The organism is Corynebacterium sp. HMSC073D01 (assembly GCF_001815555.1).
GTDB classification, from domain to species: Bacteria; Actinomycetota; Actinomycetes; order Mycobacteriales; family Mycobacteriaceae; genus Corynebacterium; species Corynebacterium glucuronolyticum.
The window spans coordinates 13,364-33,937 of the sequence record NZ_KV821085.1 but is presented as its reverse complement, the minus strand read 5'-3'; the positions used below and the strand labels follow the sequence as shown (position 1 = coordinate 33,937).

The following is a 20,574-nucleotide window of genomic DNA, read 5'->3' as shown; positions in this document are numbered from 1 at the left end:
GTGGAAGAAAACATCCTTCTAGCAGCCAGGATTGGGGTGACTGTCCTCCTGTGGCTGTTCGTTTTTCTGGCGCTGCGCGCGCTGAAGAACGACACCCGGACGCAGGTCGCCACCGCCCCGGCCCGGCCACGCCTGGGCAAGAAAGGCACCCCCACATGGGTGCGCGCCGGCAACGAGCAGGTCAACTTGTCGGGGCTCACCGAGGTCACGCTCGGTCGGTCCCCGTCCAACACGTTCCCGCTTATCGACGACTTCGCGTCCGGCACGCACGCCCGGCTCACCCGCCGTGGCAATGACTGGATCATTGAGGACCTCGACTCCCGCAACGGCACGTTTGTCAACGGGTACAAGATTGACCAGCCGGAGACGGTGGATACCACCAGCGAGATTAAGATCGGCCAGACAATAGTGAGGTTGGTGCCCTAAATGTTTGCTTTTAACTACGCGGCGCGCTCCGACGTGGGGCTCGTCCGGGGCAATAACGAGGACTCCGCCTACGCGGGCACGCACCTCATCGCGCTCGCCGACGGCATGGGCGGGCACGCAGCCGGCGAGGTCGCCTCCCAGCTCATGATCAACCACATGAAGGTGCTGGACGCCGACCCCGGTGATAATGACCTGCTGGCGCTGCTCGGTGCCGTCGCCAACGATGGCAATACCTCCATCCACCAGCACATTTCCGGCCACCCGGAGACCGACGGCATGGGCACGACGCTGACGGCGCTGCTCGCGGGGCCGGAGGGCATCGGCATGGTGCACCTCGGAGATTCCCGCGGGTTCCTGCTGCGCGACGGGAAACTCGCCCAGATCACCCACGACGACACGTACGTGCAATCGCTTGTCGACGCGGGCAAGCTCTCCCCCGACGAGGTCTCCACCCACCCCGACCGGTCCAAGCTGCTCAAGGCCTACTGTGGCATCCCCGTCGAACCACTGCTCAAGGACCTCGACCTGAAGGAGGGCGACCGCGTCCTCCTCTGCTCCGACGGGCTCACCGACCCCGTCACCGCCTCCACCATCGAAACGGCGCTCGGCCAGGGCACCCCGCAGGATGCCGCGAACACGCTGGTGGAGCTAGCGCTGCGCTCCGGCGGGCCGGACAATGTCACCGTCGTCGTCGCCGATGTGGTGATGACGGATCCGGAGGAACGGGAACCGCTCGTCGTCGGCGCGCTCGATGCGAACGCTACGTACGACCCGAACCCCAACACGGCCGCCGGACGGGCGGCGCTTGCGGGACGGGCAAAGCCGGAGGTCATACCTCCGACTTCGGCGGAGGTGCCGGGTAAGGAAGCGAAGAAAAGGCACACGGGCTGGATCTTTGGGCTCATCGCGCTGCTTGTCATCGCAGGTGTAGGTTTCTTCGGCTGGCGGGCCGTGAACGACAACTACTACGTCGCGGCCGACGGTGACGATATCGCCATCTTCAAGGGTGTCGACATCGCCGGGCTGTCGCATGTGCACCAGCGGCCGTGCATCGATGCGAGCGGCAACATCTCGCTCGAGGACAACTGCCGTACCTTCAAGCTCACCGACCTGCCCGAGGACGCCCGCGCCTCCGTCGCGACGCTTCCCGACGGCTCCTACGACGACGCGCTGGGACAGGTGCGCAGGCTCGCCGATAGTGCCCTGCCGCCGTGCGTCACGCGCGAGAAGCAGGACAAGCCCGGCGACGGCGACCTCACCACGCCGGGGGTCAACTGCCGGGAGGTGAACTAACAGGTGAAGTTTCGCGCCATCGAAAGTGGCCTCCTGATCCTCGCCGCCGTCGTTTTGACGGCGGCGGTTATCAACCTGGAGCTTGCCTTAGGAAACCCGCTGACATGGGAGGTCGCCTGGATCATCGGCGGGTTCATCGGCATCTTCGCCATTGCCCACGTGGCTCTCAGCATCCTCGCCCCGAACTCCGACCAGATCATGCTGCCCGTCGCGGCTCTCCTCAACGCCTTCGGACTCATCATGATCTACCGGCTTGATGATGCCCTGGAGACAACCCTGGCATCCAAGCAGGTGCTGTGGAGCGTCGTCGGCGTGGGCCTGTTCGTGGCCACGCTCGTGGTGGTGAAAAGCCACCGCGTCCTCTCACGCTTCTCCTACATCCTCGGGCTCGTAGGGCTCATCCTGCTGGCGCTGCCCATCGTGTGGCCGTGGGCGCCGGCGAATGCCGACGCACGAATCTGGATCTCCATCGGACCGTTCTCGCTGCAGCCGGGCGAGTTCTCCAAGATCCTCCTCATCCTGTTCATCGCCCAGCTGTTGACCACCAAACGCGCGCTGTTCAACGTGGCGGGCTACCGCGTGGCGGGGATGCAGTTCCCGCGCCTGCGCGACATGGCGCCGATTGTCATCGTCTGGGGCATCGCCCTGGTGATCATGGCGCTGGAGAACGACTTCGGCCCCGCATTGTTGCTGTTTAGCACCGTGCTCGGGATGATTTACCTGGCCACCGGTCGCGAATCCTGGCTCGTCATCGGCGGCATCCTCGTCGCCATCGGCGGCGTGGGGATCTACACCATCTCCGACAAGATCCAATCCCGCGTGAACAACTTCCTCGACCCGATCGCCCACTACGACACCACCGGCTACCAGCTCTCCCAGGCGCTCTTTGGCCTGAGCTGGGGCGGACCCGGCGGCACCGGGCTCGGCCAGGGGTTCCCGCAGGAGGTTCCCGTCGCGCACTCCGACTTCATCCTCGCCGCCGTGGGCGAGGAACTGGGCCTGGCGGGGCTGGCGGCGATCCTCGTTCTATTTGCGATCCTTGTCACCCGCGGCTTCAAGGCGGCCATGGGCACCAACGATTCCTATGGCAAGCTGCTCGCGGGCGGGCTCTCGCTGACCGTCATTATTCAGGTGTTCGTCGTTGTCGCCGGCATCTCGGCGCTCATGCCGATGACCGGCCTGACCACGCCGTTTATGTCGCAGGGTGGCTCCAGCCTGATGGCTAACTACATTCTTTTGGCGCTGCTCATCCGCGTTTCGGAGGAGGCTCGTTCATGAACCGCACGATCCGCATAGCCAGCCTGTTTTCTTTGGTCCTCGTCTTCATCCTGCTCGTGAACCTCACGTGGGTGCAGGTGTTTCGCACCGACGAGCTCGCCGATAACCCGCTCAACCGGAGGCAGTTCTACCGCGCGCAGATGATCGCCCGTGGCCCGATCACCGCCGGCGGGGAGGTCCTCGCCCACAGTGAGAAGCAGGAAGACGGGACGTACAAGCGCAGCTACGGCGAGTCCGCGCCGCTCTACGGCCCGACGATCGGCTACCTCGACCCCCAGTTCGGTGCCGCCGGCTTGGAGGCCAGCCAGAACGACGTGCTCAACGGGGAGAACACCGTCAAACTGACGGTGGACCCGAAGCTGCAGAAGGCCGCGTACCAGGGACTCGCATCGCGCGGGTATGAGGGAGCAGCGGTAGCCATCAAGGCGTCGACAGGCGAAATCTTGGCGATCGCCTCGACACCGAGCTACAACCCGGCGACGGCGACCGACAACTGGGACAGCCTGTCCAACGACGAGATGAGCCCGCTGCTCAACCACGCGACGCAGGACAGCCTCCCGCCGGGATCGACGTTCAAGGTGATCACGACGGCCGCCGCGCTCATGAACGGCTACGCCCCCGGCTCGCCGCTGACCGGCGCGCCGCAAATCACGCTGCCCGGCACGACGGCGACGCTGGAGAACTACGGCGGCTCCGCCTGCGCCGGTGGCGGCACGGTGACGCTGACCACGGCGTTCGCACTCAGCTGCAACACCGCCTTCGCGCAGCTCGGCAGCCAGCTTACCGACGAGCAGCTCACCAAGACCGCGCAGGCCTTCGGCGTCGGCGAAACCTACGACCTGGGTCTGCCGGAATCCGCCGGCGCGCTCGGCGACCTCACCGACGCCGCGGCGCGCGCGCAGTCCGCCATCGGGCAGCGCGACGTGTCCATGACGGCGCTGCAGAACGCTGTCGTCGCCGCGACCGTGGCCAATGACGGGCTGCGGATGAAGCCGTACATTGTGTCCGAGGTCCTCGGGCGCGACCTGAAGGTCAAGCACAAGACCACCCCGACCGAGGCCGCCGAGGTCATGCCGAAGGAGGTCTCCGACCAGATCGCGGAGCTCATGCGCGCCTCCGAGCGCTCGACGCTTGGCTACCAGGGTGGCGCCATCGCCTCCAAGACCGGTACCGCAGAGCACGGTGAGGATTCCAGGAACTCTGAGCCCCACGTCTGGTACATTGCCTTCGAAGGTGACGTGGCCGTGGCAGTCGTCGTAAAGAATGGCGGTGACCAGGGTGCGCGGGCAGTGGGGGCGACCACCGCAGCACCCATCGGCAGAGAGATTTTGGGAGCAGCACGTGGATAACTACCAGCTCATCGACGTCATCGGCCACGGCGGCATGTCCACCGTGTGGCTCGCCCGCGACCGCCGCGGCCGCGAGGTTGCTGTGAAGAAGCTCAAGCCGGAGCTCACCGGCAATGCGGAATTCGTGCAGCGGTTCCAGAACGAGGCGCGCGCCGCCATGCAGGTCAACAACCCCAACGTGGTGCAGACCTACGATTTCACCGACGACGCGATCGTCATGGAATACGTGCGCGGCGAATCGCTCGCCGACTTACTCGCTCGCGAAGCGAGCCTGCCGGAGGACGTCGCCCTCGACGTGCTCGAACAGGCCGCCCACGGGCTCGCATCCATCCACCGCGCCGGCATGATCCACCGCGACATCAAGCCCGGCAACCTGCTCATCACCGAGCAGGGGCAGGTGAAGATCACTGACTTCGGCATCGCCAAGGCAGCCAGCGCCGTGCCGCTCACGCAGACCGGGATGGTCGTCGGCACCGCGCAGTACGTGTCCCCGGAGCAGGCGCAGGGCAACCCGCTAGGGCCCGCCTCCGACGTGTACTCGCTCGGCGTCGTCGGCTACGAGATGCTCACCGGGCACCGGCCGTTTGTGGGCGACAACTCCGTCTCCGTGGCGATCGCCCACATCAACCAGGCGCCGCCCGCCATGCCGCCGTCGATCTCCCCGCAGGTCCGCGAGCTTATCGGCATCTGCCTGCGCAAGGACCCCAACGCCCGGTTCCGCGACGGCGCCACGCTCGCCGGGGCTGTGTCCCAGGTGCGCGGCGGGCAGCGGCCTGCCGGCGCGCCGCCGACCACCGTCGCCCCCGCGGTCACGCAGACGACGCGGGCGCTCGGGCGGGAGGTGCGGCCGACGACGGTTCCCGCGAAGCGGCCCCGGCAGACGCCGAAGGAGGGAGGCAGCGGCTGGCTCGTCTTTATCGCCGTGCTGTTGCTCGCCGGCATCGGCGCGTTCATGTACTACTTCATCGGCGTGCAAGACGACTCGCCGACGACCCCGTCGCCGACACAGCCGCCGGTGACGACGGCCGTGACCACCACCAGCGAGGTCGTCGTGACGCAAACCGTTGCGCCGACCCCTACGGAGGCGGAGGAGACCACGGAGAAGAAGCCGACGACGAGTGAAAAGGAGACGGCGACGACGGAGGCGTCGACAAGCGTGGAAAGCACGCCAACTACACAAAAGCGCACCCCCACGAGTATGATGCCCATACCGGAACAACCGCTGCCCACTGACTTTCTGAATTTGGAGGAACCATGATCGCGTCACGTTACGAAATCGGTGACTCCATCGGCACCGGCGGAATGAGCGACGTCTACCAGGCCACCGACACTATCCTCGGCCGCGACGTCGCCATCAAGATCCTCCGCAACGACCTTGCACGCGACGACGGATTCCGCGAACGGTTCAAGAAAGAAGCGCAAAACAGCGCGCAGCTCAACCACCCCGCCATCGTCAGCGTCTACGACACCGGCACCATCCACCGCGACGGCATGGACGTGCCCTACATCGTCATGGAACTCGTACACGGCAAAACGCTCCGCGACGTCGGACCGCTGCCCGTACGCGAAGCGGCGAAAATCATGGAACCCGTCGCGCAGGCGCTCGCCTGCTCCCACGAAGCCGGGATCATCCACCGCGACATCAAACCCGCCAACATCATGATCACCAACACCGGCGACGTCAAGGTGATGGACTTCGGCATCGCGCACGCCACGACGGACACGACATCCGCGATGACGCAGACCTCGGCGGTGATCGGGACGGCGCAGTACCTGTCCCCTGAGCAGGCGCGCGGCAAGGTCGCCGACGGGCGCAGCGATATCTACGCCACCGGCTGCGTCTTCTACGAACTCGTCACCGGGCACCCGCCGTTCGAAGGCGAAACGCCGTTCTCCGTCGCCTACCAGCACGTCACCGAGGACCCCGCAGCGCCATCGACGCTCGTCGCGGGGCTGACGCCCAGCGAGGCGCTCGCGCTCGACGCCGTGACGCTCACGGCCATGGCCAAGAACCCCCACGACAGGTACCAAACCGCAGGCGAACTCGCCGAAGAATTCGGCACCCTCGCCCGCGGCGGCACGCCCCTGGCCGCGCGCTCCTACGCGGAGCCCGGCGCCACCGCAGTCGCGGAGCCGGAGCCGGCGGCCGCGGTTGCCGTGGGAGAACCCGCAGACTTTGCGGAATCGCCGGAGGATGCGGAACCCGACGAGCCGAAGTCCAACCCGTGGCGGTGGATCGTCGCCGTCCTCGCAGCCATCTTCCTCGCGCTCGCCGGAGTCTTCGCCTACAACTACCTCGACCTCGGTGGCAGCAACCAGAAACAGACGAGCCAATCCGTCGCCATCCCGCAGATCGCCAACCTGCCCACGGAAGAAGCGCTGACCAAGCTGGAAAGCGCGGGCCTGAAGACGACGATTAAGGAAGAGACCTCCCCCACTGTGGAGAAAAACCACATCATCCGTACCTCGCCTGCGGAGAACTCCCGTGTGCCTGCGGGGACGACCGTGGAAGTGTACGTATCCACCGGCAAGGAGATCACCGAGGTCCCCGACCTGAAGAACCTCAACACTGCGGACGCGCAGAAACGACTCGAAGAAGAGGGCCTGAAACTCGCCACCACGGTGAAGGAAGACAACTCCGACACCGTCAAGGAAGGCCTCATCCTCGAGCAGTCGCCGTCCGCAGGCAGCCAGGTGTCGAAGGGAACCGAGGTCACCATCACCGTGTCCATCGGGCAGAAACTCGTCCGCGTGCCCGCGCAGAACGGCACCACCTTCGAAACCGCGCAATCCAACCTCAAGGCCATGGGCTTCGGGGTGCAGATGCAGATGGTCGACGGCGTGGAGCCCGAAGGCACCGTCATCTCCACCGCCGGCGAGGGGACGGAGGTGGCGGAGGGAACCGTCGTCACGGTGAAGGTGAGCAACGGGCAGCTGATCCGCACGCCGAACCTCGTCGGCCTGCACGTCACGCAGGTGGGCAAGACGCTGGAAGCAGCAGGCCACAGCGGTGCGACGAACCAGCAGGAAACGCCGTCGACGAACCTAACCGAAATTGACAAGGTGGCGACGCAGGACCCCGCGGCCGGAACGCCGATCCGCAAGGACCAGCCCGTGACCATCCAGGTCTTTACCTTTGCGATCCCTAATGTAAACTAACTGCCATGCCTAAAGCCAAAATCACGAAAACAACCCCGATTAGCAGTGGCTCCGTCAGCCGCACCCCCGTCAAGATCAACTCCACCGGCACGCCCCGGTGGTACCTGGCGATTATGTTCGGCCTCATGCTCCTCGGCCTCGCCTGGCTGGTCATCAATTACCTCGCCGGCACCGACATCGCCCTCATGCGCGACCTCGGGCCGTGGAACTACGGCATCGGCTTCGGCCTGTTTATCGTCGGCCTGCTCATGACGATGGGCTGGCGGTAAGTTCTTTATTAGTGGCCGTAGCGTCCCCGTGTTTGTTGGGGGCGCGACGGCTATTTTTTGTGTGTGGACACGACGAGTAGCCCGAGTGGGTGCTCGGGCTTGTCGTTTGGACAGGTCAGCTTGCCGGCCTAGCCTGGTGGGCTGGGGTCGATGGGGATGCCGAGTTGTTTTCGGGCAAGGCGGATGGCGCCGCCTTGGGCACAGGGGTTCATGTTCAGCTGGAGGGGTCCGCCGAAGGCGGGTTTCCAGTATTCCAGGCCGTTGATCCTGACCATGTGACCGTGTTTCGGCTTGTCCAGGTCATCGTCGTTAATGCCGTTGTGGTACTTACACAACACCATCAAGTTGTCCGTTGTGGTTGTGCCACCGTGTTTAAACGCTTTAATGTGATGAATCTGGGACTTGGTGGCGGGTTTAGAACAGCCGGGCCAGGCACATACCGGGTTACGGAGACCCTGGTAAAACCTCTCCATCGGATTCGCAAAACGCCCATCACCAGGAAACGTAACCTCAAACAAACCAAGGTTCTCCGGACCCAGTGGGTTGACCGCAGCAACGATTAATTTTTCTGCAAGTTTCGCCTCCACTGCTTCTTGCACTGTCATGGTGGCACCGTTTGTTAAAGAGAAAACAAATTTGCCTGGCTCAACCTCATCGAAGGGTAAATCAAAGCCCATAATCAAACAGGCTGTTGCCACAGGGGGAAGCTCCCCATCATTGGCAGCAAGCGCCAGTTTGATAAGGCCGTCAGCAGGACACTTCGTGTCCGTTGCTTGTGCCCGATCAAAGATCTGCTTCACACGGGATGATTCTGCTGTCAAGGTGAGGGTGGCGAACGTGGAGTTGGGGATCGCCCTATAGGTGAGTTTCTTTTCTGGGTTCTCCGCCTGGGTGTAGTCCTGGATTAGACGCGCGCCTTCGGCGTTAATTTGTGTGATATCCCGACCAAACGGAACCAGGGCTTCACGGATGGTCCAGGCATGCTTCTTCGGCAGCTTCGCCACGAACCGTTCAATGGCTTTCAGTGATGCGAAGCTGCAACCTGAGGTTACTGCTTTCATACGTGTGCGTTCCTGCTTGCGCGGGGCACCACAGCGCCCATAGTAGATGTCGGCGAGCTTCTTAATGGTGTGGGCGGTTGTCTTATCGTAGCCTGTCCGGACGAGTGCTTTTTTGGACATGCCAAACGCCTCCCCGGCGATCACCATCGCCTGCGACAGGAGGGAAGCACAATCCGTTAAAGCGGTCATGCCCCCGACTATAAAGCGCGTTGGGGAGGGTGCAAAGGAAGCGTCAAAAAACTGTGGATAAGTCAGTCGGGACGAAGCACGTTATGCACAAAACGGTGGCAGCGACGGTGAGGGTGATGGCGCGACCGCGGGCCTGGAATCTGGCGAGCGGGTAGGCGATGAGGCCGCCGATGAGGAGGCCACCGAGGTGTCCCCAAATGGAAATGCCCTGGCCGATGAAGGTGTAGCCGATGTTGATGACGAGGAAGACGGCGATGGCGCGGACGTTGCCGCCGTGCTTGGCGGCGACGGCGACGCAGATGGCGAGGAAGGCGAAGATGGTGCCGGAGGCGCCGACGGTGGCCGAATAAGCGTCGAAAAGCAGGATGGAAAGGCCCGCACCGAGAGCGGTGACGAGGAAGGTGGCGATGAGCTGGAGGGAACCGAGGTAGCGCTCGAGAGACCAGCAGAAGACCAGGATGGAGGCGCAGTTGACCGTGAGGTGGTAGAGGCCGGAATGCACGAACGCGTAGGTGACGAGGCGGTAGGGCTGGGTGGCGACGTACGGGCCGTAAAGGACCCAGGATTCCGCCAGCGGGGAACCCGATAGGTTGTGGATGAGCGAACCCGATTGGAGCGCCGTGATCAGGTGGATGGCGACGAGGAAAAGAATAATGCCCCAGGTGGCTGGGGCATTCTTGAGAAAGTTACGCGATGGAGACACTGTTGATGACAACGGGCTCCAGCGGGCGATCCATGCGGTCGGTGGCGACGCCTGCGATCTCGTCGACAACCTTCTGGGACGCCGGGTCGGTCACCTCACCGAAGATGGTGTGGTGGTTGTTCAGGTGCGGGGTCTTGGCCACCGTGATGAAGAACTGGGAACCGTTGGTGCCCGGGCCGGCGTTCGCCATGGCGAGCAGGTACGGCTTGTCGAAGGAGAGCTCCGGGTGGAACTCATCCTCGAACTGGTAGCCAGGGCCGCCCATGCCGGTGCCCGTCGGGTCGCCGCCCTGGATCATAAAGCCGGCGATGATGCGGTGGAAGATAACGCCGTCGTAGAACGGCTCGCCCGTCTTCTCGCCGTTGGCAAGGGTGACGAAGTTATCCACGGTCTTGGGGGCGTGGTTGCCGAAAAGTTCGATCGCGATGTCCCCGTGGTTAGTGTGGAGAGTCGCGGTTGCGGTCGAAATACTCATGGCCACTATCGTATACCCTGTAAGGGAAACCTCGCATTTAAAAAGGAGAAGATATGCGCCGCCTCATCGCCACCATTGGCTTCCTCACCGCCGGAGGACTCGCCACGTACTACTTCTACACACGCGAGTCCACCTCGCCGAACAAGAAGCCGCCGAAGCTGGAAGACCTGACGAACGTGGTCAGCGGACCCGGGGCCAGCTCCGGCGACGAGGAGGCGCAGGCGCACCACGAGTCCGCATCGCCACACTAATGGCGTAGCCAGGCGGAATTGAGCTCACCGTGCTGCGAGCAGTGAGCGACCCAGCCGTGCGGGGTGACCTGCACGGCCATTTTTCTGCCGCAGATCTGGCAGAAACGCGGCGGCTCGTAGCCGCTGGGAGTCCGACCACCGAAGGGGTCGTGGATGGGACGCTCGCCGGCCAGGACGGCGTCGGCAAGCTCAGTAGAGCTAGAGCGTCGCATTGAGGGCCTTAATCGGGAGGTGGAGGCGGTCGAGCATGTCGAGGTCATTCTCGGCGTCGCGGCCCAGGGTGGTGAGATAATTGCCGACGATGACGGCGTTGATGCCGCCGAGGAGGCCCTTCTCCGCGCCGAGGTCACCGAGGGTGAGCTCGCGGCCGCCGGCGAAACGGAGGATCGTGCGCGGAAGTGCGAGGCGGAAGGCGCCGATCGCGCGGAGGGCGTCCTTCGAATCGACGAGCGGGAGATCCTGGAAAGGGGTGCCCGGGCGCGGATCGAGGAAGTTCATGGGGACCTCAGTCGGGGCTAACGCCGCTAATTCGGAGGCAAACTCCGCGCGCTGCTCGAGGGTCTCCCCCAGGCCGAGGATGCCACCGACGCACGTCTCCATGCCGGCATCGCGGATCATCTCGATCGTGTGGACGCGGTCCTCCCACTCGTGGGTGGTCACGACGTTTTTGAAGTTGCTGCGGGCGGTCTCGAGGTTGTGGTTGTAGCGGTGGACGCCGGCCTTCTTCAGGCGGTCCACCTGCTCCTGGTTGAGGATGCCGATGGAGGCGGAGACGTTCACGTCGACCTCGGCGCCGATGCGGGCGACGGCCTCCTCCACCTGCTGCATGAGGGACTCGTTGGGGCTGCGGACGGCGGCGACGATGCAGAACTCGGTGGCGCCGGTCTTTTGGACTTCCTTGGCGGATTCGATGAGGCCCTCGATGTCGAGGCGGACGGCCCTGACCGGGGACTCGTAGAGGGCGGACTGGGAGCAGAAACGGCAGTCTTCGGGGCAGCCGCCCGTCTTCAGGCTGACGATACCTTCGACCTCGATTTCTTCGCCGCACCACTTGAGGCGGACTTCGTGGGCGAGTTGTAGGAGTTCGTCGATGCGGGAATCGGGAAGCTCGAGGACCTCCAGGAGCTCGTCTTTGTTGAGCGGGGTGCCCTCGTCCAGGACCTTCTGGCGGGCGCGTTCGAGAATGTCAGTCATGGTTATACCTCTCATTAAACTGTGTTCGATACGCCAGTTTAATCCATGTTCAAGTTTTTGTTGGGAGATTGACCGGGGTGGAACGGTTTCTGTATGACGTTGCGCACATTTGTCAATCTGGTTCTTGCCTTTTGTGCGAAAGCGGGCGATAATCGGAAGTAATGGGCCAGACAGCATCAACGCGAAACCGCGATTACCATCGGTGATGCTGGCCACACCCCAGTCACGTCAAGGAGAAAGAACTGGTATGAACCGCTCTGAACTAGCTCAACTTATCGATCACACGCTCCTCAAACCCGAATCCACCCGCGCAGATGTCCTGGCACTCGCCGCTGAAGCCGAATCGCTGGGAACGTACTCCATCTGCGTCTCCCCCTCCATGCTTCCGGTCGACGTTCCGCCGACCGTGAAGGTCGCGACGGTCATCGGGTTCCCGTCCGGCGCAGTGAAGACGGCGGTGAAGGTCGCCGAGGCCCGGCAGGCTGTCGCCGACGGGGCCGACGAGGTGGACATGGTGCAAAACATCGGGTGGGCGAAGGAACACCGCTTTGATGACATTGCCGATGAAATCGCGGCCGTCAAAGGAGCCTGCGGCTCCGTTTTACTGAAGGTCATCTTGGAAACGGCGGCGCTGACCGATTCGGAAATCGTCGCGTGCTGCGAGGCGGCAGAGAAGGCGGGCGCGGACTTTGTGAAGACGTCCACGGGCTTTCACCCTGCGGGTGGGGCGTCGGTGCACGCGGTTTCCTTAATGAGGGAAACTGTCGGCGAACGGCTGGGTGTCAAGGCATCTGGCGGCATCCGCGACGCGGAAACCGCGCTGGCCATGGTTTCCGCCGGTGCGACGCGCCTCGGCCTCTCCTCCTCCAAGGCGGTGCTCGATGGCCTCGCATAAGCCGTTTGGACTGCACTTCGGCACCGCGGGCCTGCGGGGCACCGTTGGTGAGGGCGCTGACCAGATGAATGTGACCAACGTGAAGCGGGCGACCGCGGGGCTCGCGGCCTACGTCGGGGCCGGTGCGCGCGTGGTCGTTGGCTGCGACGCGCGGCACGGATCGGCGGAGTTTTACGAGGCGGCACTGCAGGTACTCTCGGGCGCGGGCGTGCACGCTCTGGCGCTGACGCCGCAGCGGCCGACACCGGTGACGGCGTTCGCGGTGAAACACCTTGGCGCGGATGCAGGCATCATGATCACCGCCTCGCACAACCCGCCGGAATACAACGGGTACAAGGTGTACCTCGGCGACGGGATCCAGATCGTGCCACCGGCCGACGCCGACATCGCGGCCGCAATCGAGGAGGCGCCGGAAGACCCGCCGCTATCCGACGATTTCATTGAGCACGTGGACGTCACCGACGAGTTCATTTCCGCAGCGGCCGCGATGGGCGTGCCGGGAGACCTGAAGATCGTGGTCACGCCGATGCACGGCGTGGGTGGCGAGACGCTCGTAGCCGCGTTGAAGAGGGCTGGGTTCGGGGACGTCCGAGTCGTCGACAAGCAAATGGAACCCGACCCGGACTTCCCCACCGTGCGGTTCCCCAACCCCGAGGAGCCCGGGGCGCTTGATCTCGCTTTGGAACTGGCCGAGGAGGCCGGCGCGGACATTGTCATCGCGGCCGACCCGGATGCCGACCGCATGGCGGTGGCGGCCGAGGGGGTTCAATTGAGCGGTGATGAAACCGGGCTGCTGCTGGGCAACTACCTGGCATCGAAGGGGCTGAAGGGCTCTTTGGCGAACTCGCTGGTCTCGGGGCGTGCGTTGGGCCGCGTGGCGGAGAAGTACGGGCTCAAGCATTACGAAACGTTGACTGGATTCAAATGGATCGCCCGCGCGCCGGAGCTCGGATTCGGGTACGAGGAAGCGATCGGCTTCTGCTGCGACCCATCGCACGTGTCCGACAAGGACGGCATCTCGGCTGCGGTCGTGTTCGCGTCGTTGGCGGCGGAGCTGAAGGCGCAGGGTATCGGCGTATTGGAGCACCTTGCGAAGGTGCGGGAGGAATTCGGCGGGTACACCACCGCTCCCCTGACGTTCCGGGTCTCGGATACATCGTTGATTTCTGCGGCGATGGAACGCCTGCGCGCGGAACCTCCGGAAGAACTGGCGGGGTCGCGCGTCGACAAGCTCATTGATTTGAAAGACCACGAACCACCGACCGACGGAATCATGTTCTTCACCGACGCCGACGACCGCGTCGTGTGCCGACCGTCCGGAACCGAACCGAAACTCAAGTGCTACCTCGAAGTCGCCGGTGACGCCGCGCGGCTGGAAACCCTCAAGAAAGACGTGGCTCGCGCCACGGGAATGGAAGAATAATGCGTGACCAGACACCCCACATCAACCCCTCCGGCGCACCGATTGCCGAGACGATTCTGCTGCCGGGCGACCCGCTGCGCGCCAAGTTCATCGCCGACACCTACCTGGATGACGTTGTGCAATTCAACTCCGTGCGCAACATGCTCGGCTTCACCGGCACGTACGAGGGCCACGAGGTGTCCGTCATGGGCTCCGGCATGGGCATCCCGTCCATCTCCCTGTACTCCTGGGAACTCATCCACGATTTCGGCTGCAAGAAGCTCATTCGCGTCGGCTCCTGCGGCACCATCCAGAAGGACATCGACCTCTACGACGTCATCATCGGCCAGGCAGCCTGCACCGATTCCAACTTCGCGTCGCAGTACAACCTCCCCGGTACGTTCGCACCGATCGGTTCGTTCCGCCTGATTGAGGACACGTACCGCCGCGCTGTGTCGCAGGGGATTGACGTGCACGTGGGCAACGTGTTGTCCGCGGATGTTTTCTACAACTACGACTCGTCGGTGAATGAGCGGTGGGCGGCGATGGGTGTTCTGGGCGTGGAAATGGAATCCGCCGGCCTGTACTCCGTCGCCGCTGAGGCCGGCGTGGAGGCCATGGGCATCTTCACCGTCTCCGACAACATCGTCACCGGTGCGCAGACCTCGTCCGAGGAGCGCCAGAAAGCGTTCACCACGATGATGGAGCTCGCCCTACCGCTGGCGGCGATCTAGCATGTTTGAGGTCAGTTCGCGGGCGCGGCGGAACCCGAAAGTCGCGATCCCCGTCCTCATCTTCGTTTTCCTGTTCTGCCTCGTGGTGGACAACGGGTTCAAATTTATCACCAAGGCGATCGGCGACGACCTGGCGCTCTCGCCGGCGCAGGTGTCGTTGCAGGCCACGATCGCAGGCATCATCATCGGCATCGGCGCCGTAGTGTACGCGGCTTTGGCGGACACGATTCCGATCAGAAAACTTCTGACTGCTGGCATCGGGTTCATCGTGCTTGGTTCGTTGATTGGGTTCTTCGGGCAGTCCGTGTGGTCGCTGGTTCTGATCGGACGCTTGATTCAAACCGTCGGCCTGTCCGCAGCGGAGACGCTCTACGTCATCTACGTGACCAAGCACATTCCCAAGGATGAACAGAAGACGTACCTCGGCTTTTCGACGGCGTGCTTCCAGGGATCCATGCTCATCGGGGTGCTGACCGGCGGATACATCTCCGCCAACATCCACTGGACCGTCATGTTCCTGCTGCCACTCGTACTGATATTGGCCGCGCCGTTTGTATTGATGCAGGTGCCGGAGGAAGAAAACGTCTCCGTCAGCCACCTCGACGTGCCCGGCCTGGCTATCGTCAGCTTCATGGCGTTGGCAATCACGCTCACGTTCACGCCCGTGTTCGTGCCGGGGTGGGCGTGGTTCCTGCTGGCAGTGGCTGCCGCCGGCGGATTCTGGTGGCACATCAACCGGGACCCGCAGGCGCTGGTTAGGCCGGAGTTCTTCCGGAACGGGCGCTACGTGTGGGCCTTGGTGACGGTACTGCTGGTGTACTCTACGCAGCTCGGGTGGATCATCATGTTCCCCTACATGGCGGCTGACCTGCACGGCATCGACATCGATACGGCATCGTTGCTCATCGCGCCGGGGTACGCGTGCGCGGTGGTTGTCGGCGTGCTGAGCGGGTGGATCGGCAAGTTCCTACCCAACCGGCAGGCGATCATCCTCGCGCTGTGCATGATTGCTTTCGCTCTGGCGCTGCCCGCGCTCTTGTCGACGGTCGGTGTCTGGGTTCTCGTATTGTCCATCGTGTTGTTCGCCTCCGGCTTCGCGCTCATGTACGCGCCACTCGTGGCATCCGCGATGTTCTCCATCCCGCCAGAAAAGTCCGGCATTGCGCTCGGCTTCTACAACCTCACCATCAATATCGCCATCCCCGCCGGCATCGCCTACGCGTCCGGGCTCATGGACAGCGGCCTCGCGTACACGTCGATCCTGTGGATCCTGTTCGCCGTCGCCGTGTGTGGCCTCGTGGTGTACGTGGTGTCTGATATGTTCCTGCGGAGGAAGGAACGCGTGTAACTGTTTCTGTACGCCCACAAAAGGTCATGCGTGACTTTTTGTGGGCGTTTGTTCTGTAGCAAATATGACGGGTTGGTTCGATGGGGGTCCCCAATCCTTAAACGCCCACAAACTGTCACGGCCTTACCACGCACGGCCTCCTCCACGCCAACGATCCCCACGCATGGGCGCTCGAGTGCCCCAAACGTCATGAAGTTCGGTGAGCCACAGACCCGATGCAAAGGATTCTTTCGTAATGCGAATGGGATAAACCCCTTCGCTGATCAGTTTTCGCTCCCGCTCTCGCTCCTTCTTCGCAGCCGTGTCAGGAGTCATCCCGTATTCTCCAAGCAGTTTTCCCATTCCGTCATATTCCAGCGCCACCGACTGCTCGGGGAAAAGAAAATCCGGGCGAGCAATGAAATAGCCATGTGCATCGAGGACATTGGCCTGCTGGATAGGAGGCGGGTAGCCCTCCCGAAAGAGCGCTACTTTCACTTCGCTTTCCCGCGGACTCTCTGACAAGCCATTCATGAATGCGCGCACACCCCGAAACTTGTTAATACCGACGCAGCCCCTGCGGTTCTCGGCGAGACTATCTATCTCATCCAGGCTAATCATCTGCCTTTTCAACGCAGCTTCGCCGATGACCACAGCCTCGACGAGCTCACCCCACCTGCACATATCCAGGACTGTGGCGGCCTTGCTGCTCAGCGCTACTCGAAAATCACCGATGGTGAGAGGCACAATGTCAGCTGCAGAGAGATAGCGCCGAATGATGTCTGGAGGACTGCTCGACTTCCCCCGTGCTTCGACTGGCCCGTTATAGCTCCCCATCGGCAAACCCCACAGGCTGGCTGCTGAACGCCCGACCAGCGTCGAGCCAGCAATGCCTACCGCCAAGCTGCGCAGATAAAAACGCTGACTGGGCTGAGCAGCCTGCAGTTTCCCGGCATCGTAGTAGACCCCACGCGCGAGCTTAATCAAACGCCCCTGCTCAACGCGCTTTCTAATGCGAATCCGGTGTGCAGTGGATTCACCCCGAGTAAAGAAAAAACTATCCCCCGTGAACACGACCGAATTGTCGCACGGGGGATAGTAGCTCGCAACAGGAAGACTATGCGCCCTGCCAGACGGTGTCGAAGGGGGTGTCGGCGGGGACGCGGGCCTGGATGCCGCGGTAGACGAGGTCTTTGGCGGTCTTGACGGCGTCGTAAATTGAGGTGCCCTTGGCCAGCTCGGCGGTGACGGCGGCGGCGAGGGTGCAACCGGCGCCGGAAACGCGCTGCTCGCCGACCTTGGGGGTGGCGAAGCGGGTGATCTTCTCGCCGTCCCAGAGGACGTCGACGGCGTCGTCGCCAGGAAGTTCTACGCCGCCCTTGGCGAGGACGTACTTGATGCCGAGGTCGCCGATCTTGCGGGCGGCCTCTTCCAGATCTTCGACGGAGTCGATGGAGTCCATGCCGGCGAGGTTCTTCGATTCGAAGACGTTGGGCGTGACGACGGTGGCCAGTGGCAGGATCTTCTCGCGCAGGGCGTTGTCCGTATCCAACGCAGCACCGGGCTCCTGACCCTTGCAGATCAACACCGGGTCGACAACGACGTTGTCCCATTGGTGGTTGGCGAGGCCGCGAGCGACCGTATCAATGGTGTCGGGTGTGCCGAGCATCCCGACTTTAACGGTGCGAACGGTCGGGTGAGTTGCGAGGGCGGCCTCCATCTGCTCGTCGATAAGCGTGGGCGGAACGGGGTGGAAACGGTGACCCCAGTTGTGAGCCGGATCGAAGGCGACGATACAGCTGAGGGTGCCGATGCCGTAAACGCCGAGCTGCTGGAAGGTTTTGAGGTCGACTTGGAAGCCCGCGCCACCGGTGGCTTCCGAGCCGGCGACGACGTAAGCAAGTGAAGGAGTACTCATATATGACAGACTAATGACGTGAGATTATTTTGGAAGCGTGAGCCCGTTGAGTGGCTGGTGGTGGGCTTGGGGAACCCCGGGCCGGAATACGCGGAAACCCGGCATAACGTGGGGTTTCGGGTGGTAGATGCGCTTGCAGCGCGCGCGGGGGTGAAGTTTTGCAAGCCGCAGACGTACATGAACCGATCCGGGGAGGCGGTGGCGCCGCTGGCGCGTCGCTATAAAGTACCGCCAGAGCGGATCATCGTCGTGCACGACGAGCTTGACCTGCCCGAAGGACGGATCAAAGTGCGCTTGGGCGGGAACGAAAACGGACACAACGGGCTGAAATCGGTTTCGGAGTGCTTAGGCACGCGCGACTACATCCGCGTGCGGGTGGGAATCGGGCGACCACCGGCGGGAACCGGGGTGGCGGACTGGGTGCTCGGAACCGGCGGACCGATCACGGGGGCACCCGAGGCCGTGCGCGCGATCCTGGAGGAGGGTTTTGCCACGGCGCAGAGCCACATCAATGCCCGAAAGTAGCTAAACTTTCTGGCATGGCAGGATTTAGCGAAGCCGAACTCGAGGCAATGAAACAGCGCGCAGCCGAGCTCAAGGCCGATGCCGACAGCGGCGTCACCGGCGCCAAGAAACGCACACGCGACGAAGAGGCGCTCCTTGCCGCCATCGAGGAACTTTCCGGATCCGACAAGGACATCGCCGAACGCATCCACGCCATTATCATTTCTGAAGCCCCCGAACTCCACGCGCGCACGTGGTACGGCTTCCCCGCCTACGCCGGCGACGACGGCAACGTCATCATATTCCTGCAGCCCACCGCCAAATTCGGGACGCGCTACTGCACCCTCGGCTTCAACGACAACGCGCAGCTCGACCAAAACCACATGTGGCCCACCTCCTACGCCATCATCGGCATCAACGACAAGGTGGAGGCATCTGTCCGCGGGCTTGTGCGGCGGGCTGTCGGCAAGTAACCATGTACGTCGCCCCGGTCGCGCTCGCGCTCCTCGCGCTGCTTCTGGCACTCGCTTTTCGACGCTCCTTCGGTCGCCGTTCTGCCGCCCTCACCGGCGCGCTTGTTGGCGGCGGCGTGGCGGCCATGATCGGGGACACCGCCTACGCCGCGGGTCAGATCCGCGACACCCTCGTCGTTGCGGCGGTGCTGGTTGTGATTGGCGCGGCGGTGCTGGTGGTGCGGCGGGGGTAGTGCCGGTGTTCCTCAGACCCGCTATTATCACGGTTATCTAGAGAAAGGAGCGGGCATGGCGGTTCGGATAGACATCGCTCCAGAAGTTTTGCGCTGGCCCATTCACCGTACGGGTATCCCGCTTGAGCATCTGGAAACGATAACCGACTTTAAAAAAGTTCACGCGTGACTGGACGGGACTGCACGTCCAACGCTATCACAGGCCGAAAAGCTCGCCGATCGCGCTCGCATTCCCCTTCGGCTACTTACTGCTCGATGAGCCAGTCATCCAGCCACCCGACTTGTCTGGCTTCCGCACGGTGAAAAGCCAGGGAGTGTCCACCATCAGTCCAACCCTCGAAGAACTTATATACACATGCCAGAACAGACTTAGCTGGTACAGCAACTATTGCCTCGAACGGGGGAGAAGAAGCCCCTGTACTCTACGGACGCTACCGCGTTACTGATGATCCGATTCGAGTTGTTCAGGAAGTTTGCGAAGAGCTTAACTGGAAGCCAGGTGTGCGTCGAAAAAGATTGGACGTGCTTGAGCTAGCCGACGCTATTGAAGCTGCAGGAATCCTCGTTCTGCGCAGCTCTATTTTGGGAAACAACGCGCACGCTCCGCTGAATGTAGAAGAGTTCCGTGGTTTCCCGCTCATCTTCATTAACAGTCGCGACGCTCAGGTGGCACAGTACTTCAGCTTGGCTCATGAGCTTGGCCATGTTGTGACCGCTCAACCGGGATTGAGCGGTGGCCACGAGGATGACCGCAGCGTGGAACGGTCGTGCAACCGCTTCGCTAGTGAATGTGTCATGCCACTGGGCTGAAACCGCAAGTCTCGCAGCTATGGTCGAATGGGGCCGCGAGATTTGGGGTGAGCGCAGCCGTGACGGTTTGAGGTGGCGTAAATGTACCTCGCGGATTCGAACCTCGTGATCAACGCATTCACCTACTATCCGCGAGACATTTTCCCTTCGTATTGGGAGACCTTGGAGAATCAGATAAAAACCGGCAACTTGCGGTTCCGCGAAAAAGTCTACGCAGAAGTCTTACCGAAAGGTGATTCAAAATCGCGGTGGCTTGCCGGAATGGTTTCTAACGCCGATTGCGCGAAAGTTGACGACTGTGAAGTTATCGCTTACAAGTCGCTCACCGAATGGACGCGCATGAACAGAAAAAGACCTTTCCGCGAAAGCGCTATTCGAAAGTTTTTGAAAGCGGCGGATTCGTAGCCGGTCGCGAGTGGGAAAGCTCGTAATTTCACGATCGTAACCAACGAGAAAAGTGAGCCAGACAGGGTAGCATGCGGACTTGGGGTTCGCTGTATAGACCACTCGACTACTTGCGTGAACTTGGTGTTACTTTTTAATACCAGTTCGAGCGGCACCTCTGGGTCGGCGACCATATCCCCAGCGGATTCGGGATCTTCTCCTGTCCTCTACGATGAATAGAGGACAA

Annotated in this window: 24 protein-coding genes; 17 read left to right on the top strand and 7 right to left on the bottom strand. The window is 62.6% G+C overall.

Going from position 1 to position 20,574, the window contains the following annotated elements:
- The 7 genes from HMPREF3044_RS11880 to crgA are packed head-to-tail and all read left to right on the top strand — an operon-like array spanning nt 1 to nt 7,774.
- Complete coding sequence (locus HMPREF3044_RS11880; RefSeq protein ID WP_070742052.1) at nt 1–426, top strand: FHA domain-containing protein FhaB/FipA; 426 nt, start codon at nt 1–3, stop codon at nt 424–426.
- Complete coding sequence (locus HMPREF3044_RS11875) at nt 427–1,719, top strand: PP2C family protein-serine/threonine phosphatase (RefSeq protein WP_070742048.1); 1,293 nt, start codon at nt 427–429, stop codon at nt 1,717–1,719.
- A gap of 3 nt (nt 1,720–1,722) precedes the next feature.
- Nucleotides 1,723–2,997 (top strand): FtsW/RodA/SpoVE family cell cycle protein, encoded by a 1,275-nt coding sequence (locus HMPREF3044_RS11870; protein ID WP_005391264.1) that lies wholly within the window; start codon nt 1,723–1,725, stop codon nt 2,995–2,997.
- Nucleotides 2,994–4,346 carry a penicillin-binding transpeptidase domain-containing protein gene (locus HMPREF3044_RS11865; protein WP_070742036.1) on the top strand — a complete coding sequence of 451 codons (1,353 nt, stop codon included), beginning with the start codon at nt 2,994–2,996 and terminating at the stop codon, nt 4,344–4,346. The genes HMPREF3044_RS11870 and HMPREF3044_RS11865 overlap by 4 nt, the downstream gene beginning before the upstream one ends.
- On the top strand, nt 4,339–5,604 hold the full coding sequence (locus tag HMPREF3044_RS11860) for a serine/threonine-protein kinase (RefSeq protein WP_070742033.1): 1,266 nt from the start codon (nt 4,339–4,341) through the stop codon (nt 5,602–5,604). The genes HMPREF3044_RS11865 and HMPREF3044_RS11860 overlap by 8 nt, the downstream gene beginning before the upstream one ends.
- The gene (gene pknB, locus HMPREF3044_RS11855) at nt 5,601–7,505 is read left to right on the top strand and encodes a Stk1 family PASTA domain-containing Ser/Thr kinase (protein ID WP_070742028.1); all 1,905 of its coding nucleotides are present in this window, start codon (nt 5,601–5,603) and stop codon (nt 7,503–7,505) included. Before HMPREF3044_RS11860 ends, pknB begins: the two co-directional genes overlap by 4 nt.
- A 5-nt stretch (nt 7,506–7,510) precedes the next feature.
- Complete coding sequence (crgA, locus tag HMPREF3044_RS11850) at nt 7,511–7,774, top strand: cell division protein CrgA (protein ID WP_005391272.1); 264 nt, start codon at nt 7,511–7,513, stop codon at nt 7,772–7,774.
- 128 nt (nt 7,775–7,902) lie between these two features.
- Here the strand turns inward: crgA and HMPREF3044_RS11845 are convergent, their stop codons facing one another.
- Genes HMPREF3044_RS11845 through HMPREF3044_RS11835 form a run of 3 tightly spaced genes read right to left on the bottom strand, consistent with a single transcriptional unit; the run spans nt 7,903 to nt 10,202 of the window.
- Nucleotides 7,903–9,024, bottom strand: a complete 1,122-nt coding sequence (locus HMPREF3044_RS11845) for an HNH endonuclease signature motif containing protein (RefSeq protein WP_070742025.1) — start codon at nt 9,022–9,024, stop codon at nt 7,903–7,905.
- A 43-nt stretch (nt 9,025–9,067) separates the two neighbouring features.
- A complete protein-coding gene (locus HMPREF3044_RS11840) occupies nt 9,068–9,727 on the bottom strand; it encodes a rhomboid family intramembrane serine protease (RefSeq protein WP_070742023.1) in 660 nt (219 codons plus the stop codon).
- Nucleotides 9,711–10,202: a peptidylprolyl isomerase gene (locus HMPREF3044_RS11835; protein ID WP_070742019.1), complete on the bottom strand. Its 492-nt coding sequence runs from the start codon at nt 10,200–10,202 to the stop codon at nt 9,711–9,713. Before HMPREF3044_RS11835 ends, HMPREF3044_RS11840 begins: the two co-directional genes overlap by 17 nt.
- 53 nt (nt 10,203–10,255) lie before the next feature.
- Here HMPREF3044_RS11835 and HMPREF3044_RS11830 point away from each other — a divergent pair, with 53 nt between their 5' ends.
- A complete protein-coding gene (locus HMPREF3044_RS11830) occupies nt 10,256–10,453 on the top strand; it encodes a hypothetical protein (RefSeq protein WP_070742016.1) in 198 nt (65 codons plus the stop codon).
- On the opposite strand, the gene HMPREF3044_RS12800 is transcribed toward HMPREF3044_RS11830, so the two are convergent.
- Both HMPREF3044_RS12800 and bioB read right to left on the bottom strand, forming a co-directional pair.
- Nucleotides 10,450–10,665, bottom strand: coding sequence for a biotin synthase auxiliary protein BsaP (locus HMPREF3044_RS12800; protein WP_005391279.1), 216 nt, complete (start codon nt 10,663–10,665; stop codon nt 10,450–10,452). The two genes, HMPREF3044_RS11830 and HMPREF3044_RS12800, sit on opposite strands and share 4 nt — an antisense overlap.
- A complete protein-coding gene (bioB, locus tag HMPREF3044_RS11825) occupies nt 10,652–11,647 on the bottom strand; it encodes a biotin synthase BioB (protein WP_034988530.1) in 996 nt (331 codons plus the stop codon). The genes HMPREF3044_RS12800 and bioB overlap by 14 nt, the downstream gene beginning before the upstream one ends.
- A gap of 247 nt (nt 11,648–11,894) precedes the next feature.
- Here bioB and deoC point away from each other — a divergent pair, with 247 nt between their 5' ends.
- The 4 genes from deoC to HMPREF3044_RS11805 are packed head-to-tail and all read left to right on the top strand — an operon-like array spanning nt 11,895 to nt 16,026.
- Nucleotides 11,895–12,542 carry a deoxyribose-phosphate aldolase gene (gene deoC, locus HMPREF3044_RS11820; RefSeq protein WP_070742012.1) on the top strand — a complete coding sequence of 216 codons (648 nt, stop codon included), beginning with the start codon at nt 11,895–11,897 and terminating at the stop codon, nt 12,540–12,542.
- Nucleotides 12,529–13,965, top strand: a complete 1,437-nt coding sequence (locus tag HMPREF3044_RS11815) for a phospho-sugar mutase (protein ID WP_070742009.1) — start codon at nt 12,529–12,531, stop codon at nt 13,963–13,965. Before deoC ends, HMPREF3044_RS11815 begins: the two co-directional genes overlap by 14 nt.
- Nucleotides 13,965–14,678 carry a purine-nucleoside phosphorylase gene (deoD, locus tag HMPREF3044_RS11810; protein WP_070742006.1) on the top strand — a complete coding sequence of 238 codons (714 nt, stop codon included), beginning with the start codon at nt 13,965–13,967 and terminating at the stop codon, nt 14,676–14,678. The genes HMPREF3044_RS11815 and deoD overlap by 1 nt, the downstream gene beginning before the upstream one ends.
- A gap of 1 nt (nt 14,679) precedes the next feature.
- The gene (locus tag HMPREF3044_RS11805) at nt 14,680–16,026 is read left to right on the top strand and encodes an MFS transporter (protein ID WP_070742003.1); all 1,347 of its coding nucleotides are present in this window, start codon (nt 14,680–14,682) and stop codon (nt 16,024–16,026) included.
- Between the two features lie 123 nt (nt 16,027–16,149).
- Here HMPREF3044_RS11805 and HMPREF3044_RS11800 read toward each other — a convergent pair whose 3' ends face one another.
- Together HMPREF3044_RS11800 and thiD are read right to left on the bottom strand one after the other, a co-directional pair.
- Nucleotides 16,150–17,079, bottom strand: a complete 930-nt coding sequence (locus tag HMPREF3044_RS11800) for a hypothetical protein (protein WP_005391287.1) — start codon at nt 17,077–17,079, stop codon at nt 16,150–16,152.
- 43 nt (nt 17,080–17,122) lie between these two features.
- Nucleotides 17,123–17,923 carry a bifunctional hydroxymethylpyrimidine kinase/phosphomethylpyrimidine kinase gene (thiD, locus tag HMPREF3044_RS11795; protein ID WP_070742000.1) on the bottom strand — a complete coding sequence of 267 codons (801 nt, stop codon included), beginning with the start codon at nt 17,921–17,923 and terminating at the stop codon, nt 17,123–17,125.
- 18 nt (nt 17,924–17,941) lie between these two features.
- On the opposite strand from thiD, the gene pth reads away from it, so the two are divergent.
- From pth to HMPREF3044_RS11770, 5 genes are all read left to right on the top strand, one after another.
- A complete protein-coding gene (pth, locus tag HMPREF3044_RS11790) occupies nt 17,942–18,448 on the top strand; it encodes an aminoacyl-tRNA hydrolase (protein WP_070741997.1) in 507 nt (168 codons plus the stop codon).
- Between the two features lie 14 nt (nt 18,449–18,462).
- Nucleotides 18,463–18,900: a hypothetical protein gene (locus tag HMPREF3044_RS11785; protein WP_070741994.1), complete on the top strand. Its 438-nt coding sequence runs from the start codon at nt 18,463–18,465 to the stop codon at nt 18,898–18,900.
- Between the two features lie 2 nt (nt 18,901–18,902).
- Nucleotides 18,903–19,133: a hypothetical protein gene (locus tag HMPREF3044_RS11780; RefSeq protein WP_005391291.1), complete on the top strand. Its 231-nt coding sequence runs from the start codon at nt 18,903–18,905 to the stop codon at nt 19,131–19,133.
- 522 nt (nt 19,134–19,655) lie between these two features.
- Nucleotides 19,656–19,943, top strand: coding sequence for an ImmA/IrrE family metallo-endopeptidase (locus tag HMPREF3044_RS11775; protein ID WP_232621916.1), 288 nt, complete (start codon nt 19,656–19,658; stop codon nt 19,941–19,943).
- An 81-nt stretch (nt 19,944–20,024) separates the two neighbouring features.
- Nucleotides 20,025–20,348 (top strand): DUF4411 family protein, encoded by a 324-nt coding sequence (locus tag HMPREF3044_RS11770; RefSeq protein ID WP_005391294.1) that lies wholly within the window; start codon nt 20,025–20,027, stop codon nt 20,346–20,348.
- Nucleotides 20,349–20,574 lie beyond the last annotated feature (226 nt).

What these genes read in the sequence shown, in the direction of transcription:
- HMPREF3044_RS11875 (WP_070742048.1), top strand. Translation starts at nt 427, where the DNA reads ATGTTTGCTTTTAACTACGCGGCGCGCTCCGACGTGGGGCTCGTCCGG.
- HMPREF3044_RS11865 (WP_070742036.1), top strand. Translation starts at nt 2,994, where the DNA reads ATGAACCGCACGATCCGCATAGCCAGCCTGTTTTCTTTGGTCCTCGTC.
- pknB (WP_070742028.1), top strand. Translation starts at nt 5,601, where the DNA reads ATGATCGCGTCACGTTACGAAATCGGTGACTCCATCGGCACCGGCGGA.
- crgA (WP_005391272.1), top strand. Translation starts at nt 7,511, where the DNA reads ATGCCTAAAGCCAAAATCACGAAAACAACCCCGATTAGCAGTGGCTCC.
- HMPREF3044_RS11845 (WP_070742025.1), bottom strand. Translation starts at nt 9,024, where the DNA reads ATGACCGCTTTAACGGATTGTGCTTCCCTCCTGTCGCAGGCGATGGTG.
- HMPREF3044_RS11835 (WP_070742019.1), bottom strand. Translation starts at nt 10,202, where the DNA reads ATGAGTATTTCGACCGCAACCGCGACTCTCCACACTAACCACGGGGAC.
- HMPREF3044_RS11830 (WP_070742016.1), top strand. Translation starts at nt 10,256, where the DNA reads ATGCGCCGCCTCATCGCCACCATTGGCTTCCTCACCGCCGGAGGACTC.
- HMPREF3044_RS12800 (WP_005391279.1), bottom strand. Translation starts at nt 10,665, where the DNA reads ATGCGACGCTCTAGCTCTACTGAGCTTGCCGACGCCGTCCTGGCCGGC.
- bioB (WP_034988530.1), bottom strand. Translation starts at nt 11,647, where the DNA reads ATGACTGACATTCTCGAACGCGCCCGCCAGAAGGTCCTGGACGAGGGC.
- deoC (WP_070742012.1), top strand. Translation starts at nt 11,895, where the DNA reads ATGAACCGCTCTGAACTAGCTCAACTTATCGATCACACGCTCCTCAAA.
- HMPREF3044_RS11815 (WP_070742009.1), top strand. Translation starts at nt 12,529, where the DNA reads ATGGCCTCGCATAAGCCGTTTGGACTGCACTTCGGCACCGCGGGCCTG.
- deoD (WP_070742006.1), top strand. Translation starts at nt 13,965, where the DNA reads ATGCGTGACCAGACACCCCACATCAACCCCTCCGGCGCACCGATTGCC.
- HMPREF3044_RS11805 (WP_070742003.1), top strand. Translation starts at nt 14,680, where the DNA reads ATGTTTGAGGTCAGTTCGCGGGCGCGGCGGAACCCGAAAGTCGCGATC.
- thiD (WP_070742000.1), bottom strand. Translation starts at nt 17,923, where the DNA reads ATGAGTACTCCTTCACTTGCTTACGTCGTCGCCGGCTCGGAAGCCACC.
- HMPREF3044_RS11785 (WP_070741994.1), top strand. Translation starts at nt 18,463, where the DNA reads ATGGCAGGATTTAGCGAAGCCGAACTCGAGGCAATGAAACAGCGCGCA.
- HMPREF3044_RS11780 (WP_005391291.1), top strand. Translation starts at nt 18,903, where the DNA reads ATGTACGTCGCCCCGGTCGCGCTCGCGCTCCTCGCGCTGCTTCTGGCA.
- HMPREF3044_RS11770 (WP_005391294.1), top strand. Translation starts at nt 20,025, where the DNA reads ATGTACCTCGCGGATTCGAACCTCGTGATCAACGCATTCACCTACTAT.